The organism is Paracerasibacillus soli, from assembly GCF_042432965.1.
Taxonomy (GTDB): Bacteria; Bacillota; Bacilli; order Bacillales; family Amphibacillaceae; genus Paracerasibacillus; species Paracerasibacillus soli.
Window position 1 is genome coordinate 89,959 of the sequence record NZ_JBHLWL010000002.1, and the last position, 12,796, is coordinate 102,754.

16 protein-coding genes are annotated in these 12,796 nt (G+C 35.1%); 13 read left to right on the forward strand and 3 right to left on the reverse strand.

Going from position 1 to position 12,796, the window contains the following annotated elements; all coding sequences use genetic code 11:
* Positions 1 to 59: 59 nt before the first annotated feature.
* The gene (locus ACFFIS_RS00865) at positions 60 to 248 is read right to left on the reverse strand and encodes a capping complex subunit for YIEGIA (RefSeq protein WP_320379098.1); all 189 of its coding nucleotides are present in this window, start codon (positions 246 to 248) and stop codon (positions 60 to 62) included.
* Positions 248 to 1,147, reverse strand: a complete 900-nt coding sequence (locus ACFFIS_RS00870) for a YIEGIA family protein (protein ID WP_390185763.1) — start codon at positions 1,145 to 1,147, stop codon at positions 248 to 250. The genes ACFFIS_RS00865 and ACFFIS_RS00870 overlap by 1 nt, the downstream gene beginning before the upstream one ends.
* Positions 1,148 to 1,297: 150 nt before the next feature.
* On the opposite strand from ACFFIS_RS00870, the gene lysA reads away from it, so the two are divergent.
* The 4 genes from lysA (at position 1,298) to ACFFIS_RS00890 (ending at position 4,181) form a co-directional block, all read left to right on the forward strand.
* On the forward strand, positions 1,298 to 2,608 hold the full coding sequence (gene lysA, locus ACFFIS_RS00875; protein WP_320379097.1) for a diaminopimelate decarboxylase: 1,311 nt from the start codon (positions 1,298 to 1,300) through the stop codon (positions 2,606 to 2,608).
* A 109-nt stretch (positions 2,609 to 2,717) separates the two neighbouring features.
* Positions 2,718 to 3,155: a peptidylprolyl isomerase gene (locus ACFFIS_RS00880; protein WP_320379096.1), complete on the forward strand. Its 438-nt coding sequence runs from the start codon at positions 2,718 to 2,720 to the stop codon at positions 3,153 to 3,155.
* 3 nt (positions 3,156 to 3,158) lie between these two features.
* Positions 3,159 to 3,611, forward strand: coding sequence for a site-2 protease family protein (locus tag ACFFIS_RS00885; protein WP_320379095.1), 453 nt, complete (start codon positions 3,159 to 3,161; stop codon positions 3,609 to 3,611).
* Positions 3,612 to 3,818: 207 nt separating this feature from the next.
* Positions 3,819 to 4,181, forward strand: coding sequence for a GNAT family N-acetyltransferase (locus ACFFIS_RS00890; RefSeq protein ID WP_320379094.1), 363 nt, complete (start codon positions 3,819 to 3,821; stop codon positions 4,179 to 4,181).
* Between the two features lie 80 nt (positions 4,182 to 4,261).
* On the opposite strand, the gene ACFFIS_RS00895 is transcribed toward ACFFIS_RS00890, so the two are convergent.
* Positions 4,262 to 4,351 carry a YjcZ family sporulation protein gene (locus ACFFIS_RS00895; RefSeq protein ID WP_320379093.1) on the reverse strand — a complete coding sequence of 30 codons (90 nt, stop codon included), beginning with the start codon at positions 4,349 to 4,351 and terminating at the stop codon, positions 4,262 to 4,264.
* A 124-nt stretch (positions 4,352 to 4,475) separates the two neighbouring features.
* Here ACFFIS_RS00895 and ACFFIS_RS00900 point away from each other — a divergent pair, with 124 nt between their 5' ends.
* The 9 genes from ACFFIS_RS00900 to ccsB all read left to right on the forward strand — a co-directional run bounded on the left by ACFFIS_RS00900 (position 4,476) and on the right by ccsB (position 12,527).
* A complete protein-coding gene (locus ACFFIS_RS00900) occupies positions 4,476 to 5,207 on the forward strand; it encodes a segregation/condensation protein A (RefSeq protein WP_390185764.1) in 732 nt (243 codons plus the stop codon).
* A gap of 21 nt (positions 5,208 to 5,228) precedes the next feature.
* Positions 5,229 to 5,810: an SMC-Scp complex subunit ScpB gene (gene scpB, locus ACFFIS_RS00905; protein WP_320379090.1), complete on the forward strand. Its 582-nt coding sequence runs from the start codon at positions 5,229 to 5,231 to the stop codon at positions 5,808 to 5,810.
* Positions 5,811 to 5,918: 108 nt separating this feature from the next.
* Positions 5,919 to 7,019 (forward strand): D-alanyl-D-alanine carboxypeptidase family protein, encoded by a 1,101-nt coding sequence (locus ACFFIS_RS00910; protein WP_390185765.1) that lies wholly within the window; start codon positions 5,919 to 5,921, stop codon positions 7,017 to 7,019.
* The gene (locus ACFFIS_RS00915) at positions 7,020 to 7,604 is read left to right on the forward strand and encodes a nucleoside recognition domain-containing protein (protein WP_320379087.1); all 585 of its coding nucleotides are present in this window, start codon (positions 7,020 to 7,022) and stop codon (positions 7,602 to 7,604) included.
* Position 7,605: 1 nt separating this feature from the next.
* The gene (locus ACFFIS_RS00920) at positions 7,606 to 8,136 is read left to right on the forward strand and encodes a spore maturation protein (RefSeq protein ID WP_390185768.1); all 531 of its coding nucleotides are present in this window, start codon (positions 7,606 to 7,608) and stop codon (positions 8,134 to 8,136) included.
* Between the two features lie 150 nt (positions 8,137 to 8,286).
* The gene (locus ACFFIS_RS00925; protein WP_320379797.1) at positions 8,287 to 9,030 is read left to right on the forward strand and encodes a pseudouridine synthase; all 744 of its coding nucleotides are present in this window, start codon (positions 8,287 to 8,289) and stop codon (positions 9,028 to 9,030) included.
* Positions 9,031 to 9,081: 51 nt separating this feature from the next.
* Complete coding sequence (gene resA / locus ACFFIS_RS00930) at positions 9,082 to 9,654, forward strand: thiol-disulfide oxidoreductase ResA (RefSeq protein ID WP_390185769.1); 573 nt, start codon at positions 9,082 to 9,084, stop codon at positions 9,652 to 9,654.
* A 24-nt stretch (positions 9,655 to 9,678) separates the two neighbouring features.
* Positions 9,679 to 11,343, forward strand: a complete 1,665-nt coding sequence (gene resB, locus ACFFIS_RS00935) for a cytochrome c biogenesis protein ResB (RefSeq protein WP_320379084.1) — start codon at positions 9,679 to 9,681, stop codon at positions 11,341 to 11,343.
* A complete protein-coding gene (gene ccsB / locus ACFFIS_RS00940) occupies positions 11,340 to 12,527 on the forward strand; it encodes a c-type cytochrome biogenesis protein CcsB (protein ID WP_390185770.1) in 1,188 nt (395 codons plus the stop codon). Before resB ends, ccsB begins: the two co-directional genes overlap by 4 nt.
* Positions 12,528 to 12,796: the final 269 nt, after the last annotated feature.

Consider the following 12,796-nt stretch of genomic DNA (forward strand, 5'->3'; position numbering starts at 1 on the left):
CAGTAAAAGTTCAATTCGTTCAAGATAGGATGGTGCAGAAACTTTTGCCGATTGAAGCTTTATTCGTTATGGTGTTCTACGATAATCATTGTTTCACCGTCTAATAAGTGAGCGGTTGCATTCAATATCTTCTCTAATTTTAAGGAGATTTCCTCAAATTCTTCTTTGTTATTCACATTAAATGTTGGTACACCACCATTGTTGATCCCCTGATGTGCTGTCGTAACAATTGCTAAAATTTTAGCCATTATCTTCCTCCTTTTCGTTTAGATTCTGAAGGGAGGCGGACAGAACTCTCTAATAAAGGAGCACCTTTTACAACTTGTATAATTTGGTCAGGATTTTTTTCGCGAGGTAATATAAACACTGCCACATTTCCTGAATCTAAGTCGATTTTTGCCATTGGTACAAGAGCTGGTTCATCTGAATCCCGATAAACCCCCATAATAGTAGATAAATTATGGATAATGGCTTGTCTTTGACCTGGACTAGATATTGTAACCTTTGCATTTTTATTTTTGGGCTTAATAAGAAGGCCAACACCATGTTTTTGGATGATTTGCTTGTTTTGTTGCAATCCTATGTTCATCATTTGTATATGATCAACGAACAAATTAGGACCATTAATCGAGACTTCTCCAAGTTCAACCTCGGCAATGTGTGAAATACTTTTACCTGACCGAAAAAACTTCGCAACGAATAATGAAAGAATTCCAGCAATTACTCCCCAATACCATGCAAATAAAATTGTAAACATGGATGCAATTAGCGCACTGAAAATAACGAGATAGTTTCTTCCTTCAAAAACCATCGCAATTCCTTCAATATACATCGCTCCCCGAGGGACAAGCTCGTTTTCATCAATGTTTTTTAATGTTTCTCGTTCCATGTTCCTAACTTCACGAAATTGCTGTGCAGCTAAAGCTAAAAAAGTTACAGCTGTATATTCTTTTGCTAATAGTGCCGGGATAACAATGGCTCCAAGCCCAGCTGCAATAATTCCTAAAGATAAATGAATAATTTTCCCGTGAGGATATGTTGGATATTGTCGGTAATCTGTTCGCAGCATGATTACACGTGAAATAATACCGAATATTAAACCAATCATCACCCCTACATAAATAGGCTCCGCTAATATTTTAAACAACTTGTTCACTCCAATTATTGACATGTGTTTATTTTTCACAGAGCAATTGTTATTATGCGAACTTAATGATGGGACATTCGATCGATTGTTTTGTTTTTTAGTACAAATATGATAAAGTATTTTTAATCTAGTGAAGAGAGGAAATTCTAAATGGAGCTTGAACATTATCCGTTTCAAATAAATGAGCAAGGGAATCTAACTGTCAGTGAAGTAGATACCGTATCATTAGTAAAACAATATGGTACACCTCTATATGTGTATGATGTGGCACATATCCGAAAAAATTGTCGTGCTTTTGTGGATACATTTAAGAAACATGGCATAACTGCACAAGTCGCATATGCTAGTAAAGCATTTTCAAGCATTGCAATATTGCAAGTGGTGCATCAAGAGGGATTAGCGGTTGATGTCGTTTCAAAAGGAGAGTTGTACACAGCGCTCCAGGCAGGTGTACCACCAGAAAAAATACATTTTCACGGAAACAATAAAAGTAGAAGTGAATTGGAAATGGCACTGAAGCACCGTGTTGGATGTATCGTAATTGACAATTTTTATGAAATATCATTATTAGGTGAACTCTTGGAGGTGTATAATCAAGAAGTAGATGTTCTCATGAGAGTAACGCCTGGTCTTCGTTCTAATACCCATGAATACATTATGACAGGAAATGAGGATTCCAAGTTTGGTTTTAACATACATAACGGACAAGCTGAACAAGCCTTTTTAGAAATTAGAAATCATAAACAGCTACGTTTAAAAGGTTTGCACTGTCATATTGGTTCACAAATATTTGAAACAGAAGGATTTATAAAAGCAACCAGTATGCTATTTTCAGTTATCGCAGATTGGCAAAAAAGATATCAATTCACTCCAGAAGTGATGAATCTTGGTGGAGGATTTGGTATCCGTTATACGGATGAAGATCAGCCTTTGCCACGTCATGAATATGTGGAAGCATTAATTGAAGCTGTGAAACATCATGTAGAGCAAATTAAAATTCCAATGCCTGAAATATGGATTGAACCTGGAAGATCGATTGTGGGAGATGCTGGCATCACTTTATATAAAATAGGGTCTATGAAGGACATTCCCGGTATTCGAAAATATATTACAGTGGATGGTGGCATGACGGATAATTTGCGACCTGCGTTATATCAAGCAAAATATGATGCGATAGTAGCAAATCGTGCAAATGATGCTAGAACAGAACTTGTTTCTATTGCTGGGAAATGTTGTGAATCAGGGGATATGTTAATTTATGATATAAATCTACAAAAGACTGACCAAAATGATATACTAGCAGTATTATCCACAGGCGCATATGGCTATTCAATGGCTAATAATTATAATCGTTTTACAAGACCTGCTGTTGTATTTGTTGAAAATGGGCAGCATCAGTTAGTTGTTAAACGAGAAACCTATATTGATGTTGTACAACATGATTTATCTTATTTAAAGTAATTAATGAGGATGATTCTCTTTCATCATATGGATTCTTGTACTTTTCATATTGTTCCATAAATGATAAGATAGATAAGAATAGGTAATTTTAAAATAGAGGATGGTTATAATGAATAAAAAAGGTTATATAGTAATGGAAAATGGAAACAAAATAGAGTTTGAACTATTTGATAATGAAGCACCACAAACAGTTGCTAATTTTGAAAAGCTTATTAATGAAGGGTTTTACGATGGCCTTACATTTCATCGCGTTATTCCAGGATTTGTAAGTCAAGGTGGTTGTCCAGTTGGAAACGGTACTGGTAATGCTGGGTACACGATTAAATGTGAGACTGAGGGTAACCCACATAAACATGTAGAAGGTACTTTATCAATGGCTCATGCAGGTAGAGATACTGGAAGTTGTCAATTTTTTATCGTACACGAACCTCAGCCGCATCTTGATGGTGTTCATACTGTATTTGGGCAAGTTACATCTGGTATGGAATTTGTGAAACAAATGAAAAATGGCGATAAAATGACAGAGGTTAAAATTTTATCTGCGTAGTCTATGGACATCACGCTCATTATTTTACTAATAGTGATAGTAGCACCGATTAGTGTATGGATACATGAAATGGGTCATTTGATTGGAGCAAAAACAGTGAATGCCAATCAATTGACCCTAACGCTAGGTATAGGCAAGGATCGTTTTACGTTTAAAGTCAAGGGTATCACAATCATCATGCGAACTATTTTTTTTATTAGTGGATCTACAATGACTTCTCGCGACAGAAATTTTAATCGGCTAGAAAGAATATGGATTTCAATTTTTGGACCATTATTCAATGTACTCTTTGCTAATATATGTATCATTATTTACATGAAATACAGTTATAATATAATTTTACTATTTTTCTTATTTAATATTTGGTTAGGAATTGTGAACTTAATTCCGTATAAGATTAAAGGAAAATGTTCGGATGGCTATATTATTCTAGCATCATTAGTTACCAGAAAATAGATATTTTGAGGGGAAACCTAGGTATTTATTGTCATACATAGATATATAAAAAAAGGATGATATGACGTTGAATCAAAGAAAAAGAAACATCATACTATTCATCAGTTTACTCGCACTTAGTTTAATTTGGGGAGTTATCTATTGGATTGTGTTCGTTTTTTAATTAAAATAAAAGCTGGACGATGATTAATTTAATGAGGGATTAATATGTTAATTCGCTACAAAAGGAACTTTGAAAAAATTGCCATGGGCTTATTATCATTTATGCCACAAGAAAAGGACATTAAGATTTTGCAAAAAACAATTACAGAATATGAACAAAACCCTGATTATCATCTATATTTATGGAAAGAAGTAGATGCTATGATTGGTGTGATTGGTTTGCAAAAAATGGGTGAGCAAAATAAAATGATGATTAAACATTTAGCAGTTGATCCATCACACCGCTATCAGGGTATAGGAAAAAAGATGGTACAAGAAATAAAAAAGCTATATAAAGATGAACATACCATATGTGCAAGTGATGATATAGAAAATTTCTTTTTGAAATGTAGCGAGGAAGAAGCATAGTAAGTAAAATGTTTAAAGAGAAAAACCCAGCCACGCAGGCTGGATTTTTCATCTTTATTACATTTGGTATTGGGATTAACTTAGAACCATGCAGCACCAACAATGATTAATAGAATGAACAATACAACGATTAGAGCAAATCCTCCACCGTAACCGTATCCTGCACTCATCAAAATTCCTCCTTTTAAATAATTTATCATTTATCTTACGTTAATAATCTATGTAAGACGATTGCATGATGTATGGGCGGTTATGACAAAATCAATATTTATTTTGATTAAAGGGAGAATATTTATGGTTGAAACATATAAAGTAAAGTTAGATTCGTTTGAAGGACCCCTTGATTTGCTGCTCCACTTAATTAATCAATACGAGATTGATATTTATGATATTCCGATGGCTGAAATAAGTGAACAATATATGCATTATATCCATACAATGCAACATTTAGAGTTAAATATTGCAAGTGAATATTTAGTGATGGCTGCAACATTATTAGCCATAAAAAGTAATATGTTATTACCGAAGCAAGAGCTCGATAATGATATAGATGAATATGAAGAGGATCCCCGAGAAGAACTTATTAAAAGGATAATAGAATATAAAACATTTAAGGAAGCAGCCACAACATTGAAAGACAAGGAAATTGATGCAAATCAAATATATACGAGACCACCGTATGTCCTAGAGCAAGATGAAGTGCAAGCCGTAGTAAAACAGGGCGATGTTTCAATATATACGATGATTGATGCGCTTGATCGAGTTTTTAAGCGGAAGAAGTGGAAACAACCTCTTGAAACTCGTGTACATCGTGCGGAAATCCCAATTGAACAAAGAATGGAAGAGGTGCTAGATATCTTATCTAAAGCTCCTAATGGAACAGTTTTTGATAATTTGTTCCCATATCCAACACGTTCTCATATCGTTGTGACATTTATGGCGATTTTGGAATTAATGAAAAAAGGAAATATTATTTGTAAGCAAGAAAAGCCGTTTGAACAAATACTTCTTTTTCCTTACGAGTAGACGTAAAAGGTAGGTTTTAATATGGAACATCCAAGTTTTAAAGCAGTAATTGAAGGGCTTCTGTTTGCAAGTGGTGATGAAGGGATCACAGCTAAACAGATAGCAAGGATACTAGAAACGAATGTCGATACAATTTTACATTATATTGATGAACTGAAATATGATTATGAGCATGCAGAACGTGGCATGATGATTATGCAATCAAATGAAGTATATCATCTTACAACAAAACCTGAGCATAGCCATTTTTATAAAAAATTATTGGATACACCGCAAATGTCAAGACTCTCACAAGCGGCATTGGAGACTTTAGCAATTATCGCCTATAAACAACCAATTACGCGGACAGAGATTGATGATATTAGAGGAGTTAAAAGTGATCGGCCTGTACAGACTTTACTTGCTAGATCACTTATTGAAGAAACTGGCAGGAGAGATGGGGTTGGAAGGGCAGTTTTATTTGGAACGAGTAAAGACTTTTTAACATATTTTGGTTTAACTTCACTGGACGAATTACCCCCTCTACCTGAGAATTTGGACGATACGGATATCGAGCAAGAAGCAGATTTATTTTTTGAAAAACTAAATGAACATTCAAATTAAATCCATCTCTGTATAAGTAGATGGGTTTTTAAATTTATGTAAAATTAATCATATAGACAAGCGTGTTGCATAAAATGTACAGATAGAAAAACCATGGGAGGATTTAGGATGCGCACCTTGATGTTAGTAATTATTATACTTTTAAGTACTGTAACTACAGCATTTGGACAAACCCCACAACCTACAGTATCTGCACAAAACGCAATATTAATCGAACAGTCCACTGGTAGAGTATTGTTTGAAAAAAATGCTCATGACCAACGTCCAATTGCTAGTATAACAAAAATCATGACCGCAATTATTGCCGTTGAATCCGGGATGATGGATGACATGACTGCGGCAAGCAGACGTGCTATTTATACGGAAGGGTCATCTATTTATTTAGAACAAGGGGAGAAAATGTCAATTAAAGATTTAGTCTACGGATTAATGCTCCGTTCTGGAAACGATGCAGCAGTTGCAATAAGCGAACATATTGGTGGTAGTGTTGAAGGTTTTGTATATTTGATGAATGAAAAGGCAAAGTGGTTGGGAATGGAAAATACATCCTTTAAAAACCCTCATGGATTACATGAAGAAAATCATTACTCCTCTGCCTATGACATGGCAATTTTAATGCGCTATGCGATGGATAATGATGTGTTTCGGGAAATTTCTGGGATGGAAATGTATAAAGCAGAAAAACGTTCATATGCGTGGCGTAACAAGAACAAGTTATTAACATCCTATTACGATGCTTGCACAGGAGGAAAAACAGGTTTCACAAAAATATCGGGAAGAACGCTTGTAAGTTCAGCACAAAAAAATAAAATGGACCTTATTGCTGTAACACTAAATGCTTCTGATGATTGGAATGATCATATGGGAATGTTTGAATGGGGTTTTAAAAATTTTAAGTTACACCCCTTGATTAACAAAGGAGAAAATATATACGAAGTGTCTGGTGATTCAGTAAAAAGTAAGCGAATGAAAGGATATATTTTAGAAGATGTGAATTATCCGCTCATGGCAACCGAACTGCGTAACATGATGAAGAGATTTGAACCAATGTATAACGATGAAGAAACTGATATTTTAGGTAATGAAATAATTTACCTCGATGGGCAACCTATCATGGAAGTAGATATTTTTCGTAAAGGTAGTATGGACGAAGAAAGTTTCCTCTCTCAAGTAATGGCGATATATAAAAGTGTAATGGGTTTGATATAAATGGTTAATATTATTTGGGCATGCATGGCTATTGCTGGAATTGTCTATGCATTGTTTAACGGTACAATAGAAGATGTGAATAAAGCTATATTTACAAGTGCCAATGATGCAGTAACTTTAACAATAGGCCTCATTAGTATTCTAGTATTTTGGATGGGGATGATGAAAGTAGCCGAGAAGGCAGGAATACTTCAGATGTTGGCTAACTTATTTCGCCCTATTATCGTGAGGCTTTTTCCTGAGTTACCGAAAGATCATCCTGCTATTGGGTATATTTTATCGAATATAACCGCTAATTTGTTTGGACTTGGTAATGCAGCTACCCCAATGGGATTAAAAGCAATGGAGGAAATGAAAAAGTTAAGCGGTACACAAGAAGCCTCGCGTTCAATGATTACGTTTTTAGCTTTAAATACATCTGGATTAACACTGATTCCCACAACAGTCATTGCTATACGCATGCAATATGGCTCAGTAGAACCTACAGAAATCGTTGGAACAACAATCATCGCTACCATTATTTCTACTACGAGTGCCCTATTAATTGACCGCTTCTATTACTATAAAAGTATACGGAGGAAGTAAAATGGGTATCATTACAATGATAAGTTCATGGATTATACCTTGTTTTATCTTGATCATACTATTGGTAGCGATGAAGAAAAAACTGCCTGCCTATGAATTATTTGTCGAAGGAGGAAAAGAAGGCGTGAAGATGGCCGTTTCTTTACTTCCTTTTTTACTAGGCATGTTAGTCTCCATTTCAATATTAAGAAGTTCCGGTGCACTGGAAGCTTTTATTCATCTCATCTCGCCAATATTATCTTTTATCGGAATTCCGCCAGATATTATTCCTCTCGCACTCGTAAGACCTATTTCAGGAACAGCAGCTTTAGGAATGACGACAGAGTTAATCGATACACACGGACCAGATTCATTCTTAGGAAGATTAGCCTCTACCATGCAAGGAAGTACAGATACAACATTATATATTTTAACTATATATTTTGGAGCAGTTGGAATACGAAAGATGGGGTATGCGCTTAAGGTTGGACTACTTGCCGACTTGGTTGGTATAATAGCTTCAGTCATTATTGTTACAATTGTATTTGGTTAAGCATTGTTGTAGCGTTAACATATTGTTAACGCTATTATTAATTATTGCGTAATGATGATAGAATAAGACTGTTTTCGAAAAAGGTTGTTGTTTTTACTTCTATTAAAAACAGCAAACTGTGAGAAGATAGCCAAAAATAAAGATGATTGGATGACGGAATCTATGGAACGACTACAAAAAGTAATTGCACAAAGCGGGATTACATCTAGAAGAAAAGCAGAGCAGTTAATTGTGGCAGGTAAAGTGAAAGTAAACAATAAAATTGTGACAGAGCTAGGAACAAAAGTATCATTACAGGATAAAATTGAAGTAAATGGTGTGAATCTAGAAAAGGAAATGCCCGTTTATTTTATGTTATATAAACCAAGAGGGGTTATTTCAAGTGTTACGGATGATAAAGGGAGAAAAGTGGTAACTGATTTCTTTACTGAAACTCCTGAACGTCTTTTTCCTATTGGAAGACTGGACTATGACTCAACTGGCTTAATCCTCTTAACGAATGATGGGGAATTTGCGAACTTACTTATGCATCCACGGCATGAAATAGAAAAAGTTTATACGGTCAAAGTAAAAGGTATTGTACAGAAAACGGATTTATCACAATTGCGTAAAGGTGTAAAAGAAGGACGGGATTTATTAAGAGCTGTTCGAAGTAAGATTATTTCTTTTGATAAACGAAGTAATAGTACAGTATTAGAAATTGTTTTAAACGAAGGGAAAAATAGACATATTCGGCGCATGATGCAAACAATTGGTTATCCTGTTACCAAATTAAAACGTGAGAGCTACGGACTATTGACTTTGCGTGGTTTACGTGTTGGCGAATTTCGGGCGTTGACACCGAAGGAAGTGAAACAAATGTGGAATCTTGCTACCAAAAATGTTAAACAATAGACAAATTTACCACTATGTTTACATGGTATAATAAGCTGGGGAGTGATTGAATTGAGCCTTGAACAAAGAAAAGCAAGCAAAAAAAATAAAAAACAAAGGCGGTTAATTTTTCGATCTGTAATCCTAGCGATTATGCTAGGTGCAATTGTATACGCTTTAGTTGCTAATTTTAATAAAGATAAGTCCATTTATGATGTTGGGGATGAAGCACCGGATTTTGAATTAAAACAAATTAATGAAAACAATGACCTTGAAACGATTCGTTTATCTGATTTTCGTGGAAAAGGTGTCATGCTTAATTTCTGGGCAACATATTGCAAACCTTGTGAAACAGAAATGCCATACATGGAAGAACTTTATAAAGAATACAAGGATAAAGGAATAGAAATCATAGCCGTCAACTTAGATGCAAATGAGTTTGTTGTTGATCGATTCATAGACAAATATAATCTAACATTTCCAGTACCTTATGATCAAAGAGATCAAGTAAGAGAAAAGTATCGAATTATACCACTACCAAGTTCTTTTTTTATCGATCCTGATGGTGTTATCGTTAGGAAGGTGGAAGAAAGTTTATCATTAGATAAGTTAGAAGGTTACTTACAGGAAATACAACCAAAATAAATGTTATCGTTGTGAGGGATGAACATGAATAGAATAAAATGTGAATGTGGACATGTGAATCCAGAAGGTACTGTACTTTGTGAAGCATGTGGAAAACCGATAGAAGGAAACCAACATATTGACGGTAATGATGGTAAAAACATATTAAATATGCGGTATGATGGTACGGCGAGGCGATCATTAACATATCGCAAATCATTCGTTGATAAAGTTTGGGGTTTCTTTTCTTCCGTTAAGGTTGGTGTGTGGCTTATTGTTATCGCATTGGCTGCATCAGCACTCGGAACTATTTACCCGCAAAGGCCACATATACCTGCCAATGCAATATCGCGTGATCCCGCTATTTTTTATGAGCAAACGTATGGTGTCACTGGTAAAATTTATTACCAATTAGGCTTTTATGATTTGTATGGATCATGGTGGTATATGATTCTTATTGCACTTATTGGTGTTTCATTAGTTATTTGTAGTTTGGACCGTTTTGTACCCTTGTATCGTGCCCTAAAAAAACAAAAGCCAAAACGTCATGTTACTTTTGTCTCTAGACAGCGCTTTGTTAGTGAAACAGAAAATGTAACGGGTGAAGAAATACAAAAGGTAAAAGAAAGCTTACATAAACAGCGTTATAAAATTAGCGAAGAAGATGGCCACATATTGGCGGAAAAGGGACGTTTCTCACGTTGGGGTCCTTATGTGAACCATATCGGTTTAATTATTATTTTAATTGCAGCATTACTCCGCCAAACTCCATGGTTTTTCCTTGATGAATATGTATGGGTTCGTGAAGGAGAGCAAATCGTTATACCAGGAACAGATGGTGAATACTATATCGAAAATAAAAAGTTCATCTTAGAATTGTACGATGAAAGTGATGAAAAGTTTCGTGACGCCTTACAAAAACAGGGTGAGTTAGTACCTAAGAATTTCCAAACAAATGCTGTAATTTATAAAAAGAATGACGATGGTGTAATTGGAGCAGAATCGTCACTAGATAAAGTAATTGAAGATCAAATTCGGATGAATCACCCACTGAAGTTTGATGGATACACTTTATATCAAGCGGGTTATCAACTTGATGAGTTTAGCACAATGTCATTTAAAATACATAAAAAAGACGATTCTGACGCGAAAGAACTCGCTTCATTTACGGTGGATTTAACAAATCCAGAAAAAGAATATGATTTAGAAAACGGTTACCGTGTAAAAATGGGGGAATTTTATCCTGAATACTATTTGGATAATGGCGAGCCACGCTCAAAATCAAAATACGTTCGGAATCCGGCATTTGTTTTCTATATTTATGCACCAGATACAAGTCAGCCTGAAGTAAGCTTTATCGGGATAGGACGAAATATTGCTGCTGATGATAATGAATATAAACTTGGTATCATCAACTATACAACACATGATGTGTCTGGATTAACTGTTCGAAAGGATTACACATTGCCATTATTTGGTCTAGGTGCGCTTATCTTTATGATTGGTGTTATTCAAGGTATGTATTGGCAACACCGTAGAGTATGGATTCATCCACAAAACGGTAAAGTCATTGTTGCGGCACATACGAATAAAAATTGGTATGGGTTACGAAAAGATATTGAAAAAGCAATATCTCAAACTACCATACATGAGGTAATTGATCGACAAGAATTGGATCAACGCAATGAGACCAAAGGAGGAAAATCATGAACTTATTACAATTAAGTAGTGCGATGCTATATACAGCATTCATTTTATATTTAATTGCCACTGCCTTTTTTGGGGCTTCCATTAAGGTGAATAAAAAAGAAAATAAGAAAAGTCTGTCAGGAACAATTGCCATTACGCTAACGCTTATTGGATTTGCTGCACAGTTAGGTTATTTTATTGCAAGATGGATATACAGTGGACATGCTCCAGTAAGTAATATGTTTGAATTTGTAACTGCATTTGGTATGGCAATCGTTTTAGCGTTTATTATCTTATACTATATGTATGAGTTATCTGTTCTTGGACTATTTGCTTTACCAATCGCAATGATTATCATTGCGTATGCAAGTATGTTTCCAACGGAAGTGGCTCCATTAGTTCCATCATTGAAAAGCCATTGGCTATATATTCACGTTACAACTGTGGCACTTGGAATTGGTATTCTATCAATAAGTTTTGTTGCTGGGCTGATTTACTTAATCAAGGGTATCGATCAATCAGTTGCAACAAAAAGAACAACGTGGTTAGAAATCATATTGTTTCTTTTAGTAGTTTTTGTAGGTTTTTGTATCGTAACCGTAACGTTTGAAACGCTTGATTATCATGCGGAGTTCGAGTATGTAGAAAATGAAAATACAATCGTAACGGACTATCATATGCCACCACTTGTTTCACCTAAAGGTGGTACATTATTAACGGAAAATGTGATGAAACCATTCATTAGTGCACCTGGCTGGATGCATGGCAAAGACGCTGGTAAGAAGTTTAATACGTTAGTATGGTCCCTCATTGCTGGGGCAATTCTTTACTTATTAGCGCGGGTTGTTTTACGTAAACGAATTGGTGCTGCAATTCAACCGTTACTAAGTAAAGTAAAGCTTGATTTATTGGATGAGATTTCTTATCGTGCTGTTGCAATCGGTTTTCCGGTCTTTACACTTGGCGGGTTAATTTTTGCAGCGATATGGGCACAAATTGCATGGGACCGCTTTTGGGGTTGGGATCCAAAAGAAGTATGGGCACTTATTACATGGTTTTTCTACGCTGCATTTTTACATTTACGCCTTTCACGCGGCTGGCATGGTGAAAAATCTGCATGGTTATCCATAGGTGGATTTGCTATTATTATGTTTAACCTTGTAGGGGTTAATTTATTGCTAGCTGGATTACATTCTTATGCATAATGAAAATAAATAATAGATATACTGAAAAAACATAGCCCTTCCTTTTAGCTATGTTTTTTCTACATATTTAAACGTTTTCGTAGTATATATAGTTTGTTCTTACGAGTTAATTGTAATTTTAAAGAAAACAGGAGTTTATGCCCCGAAGTAAAAATAGGGGAGAAAGTTGGTAAGCTTTTGCAAGTTAAATGTAAAGAAAATAGCATTAACATGCATTATTACCAACCTTTTAACTAAATGAAAACGTATCTTTTCTTTATACTTTTTAA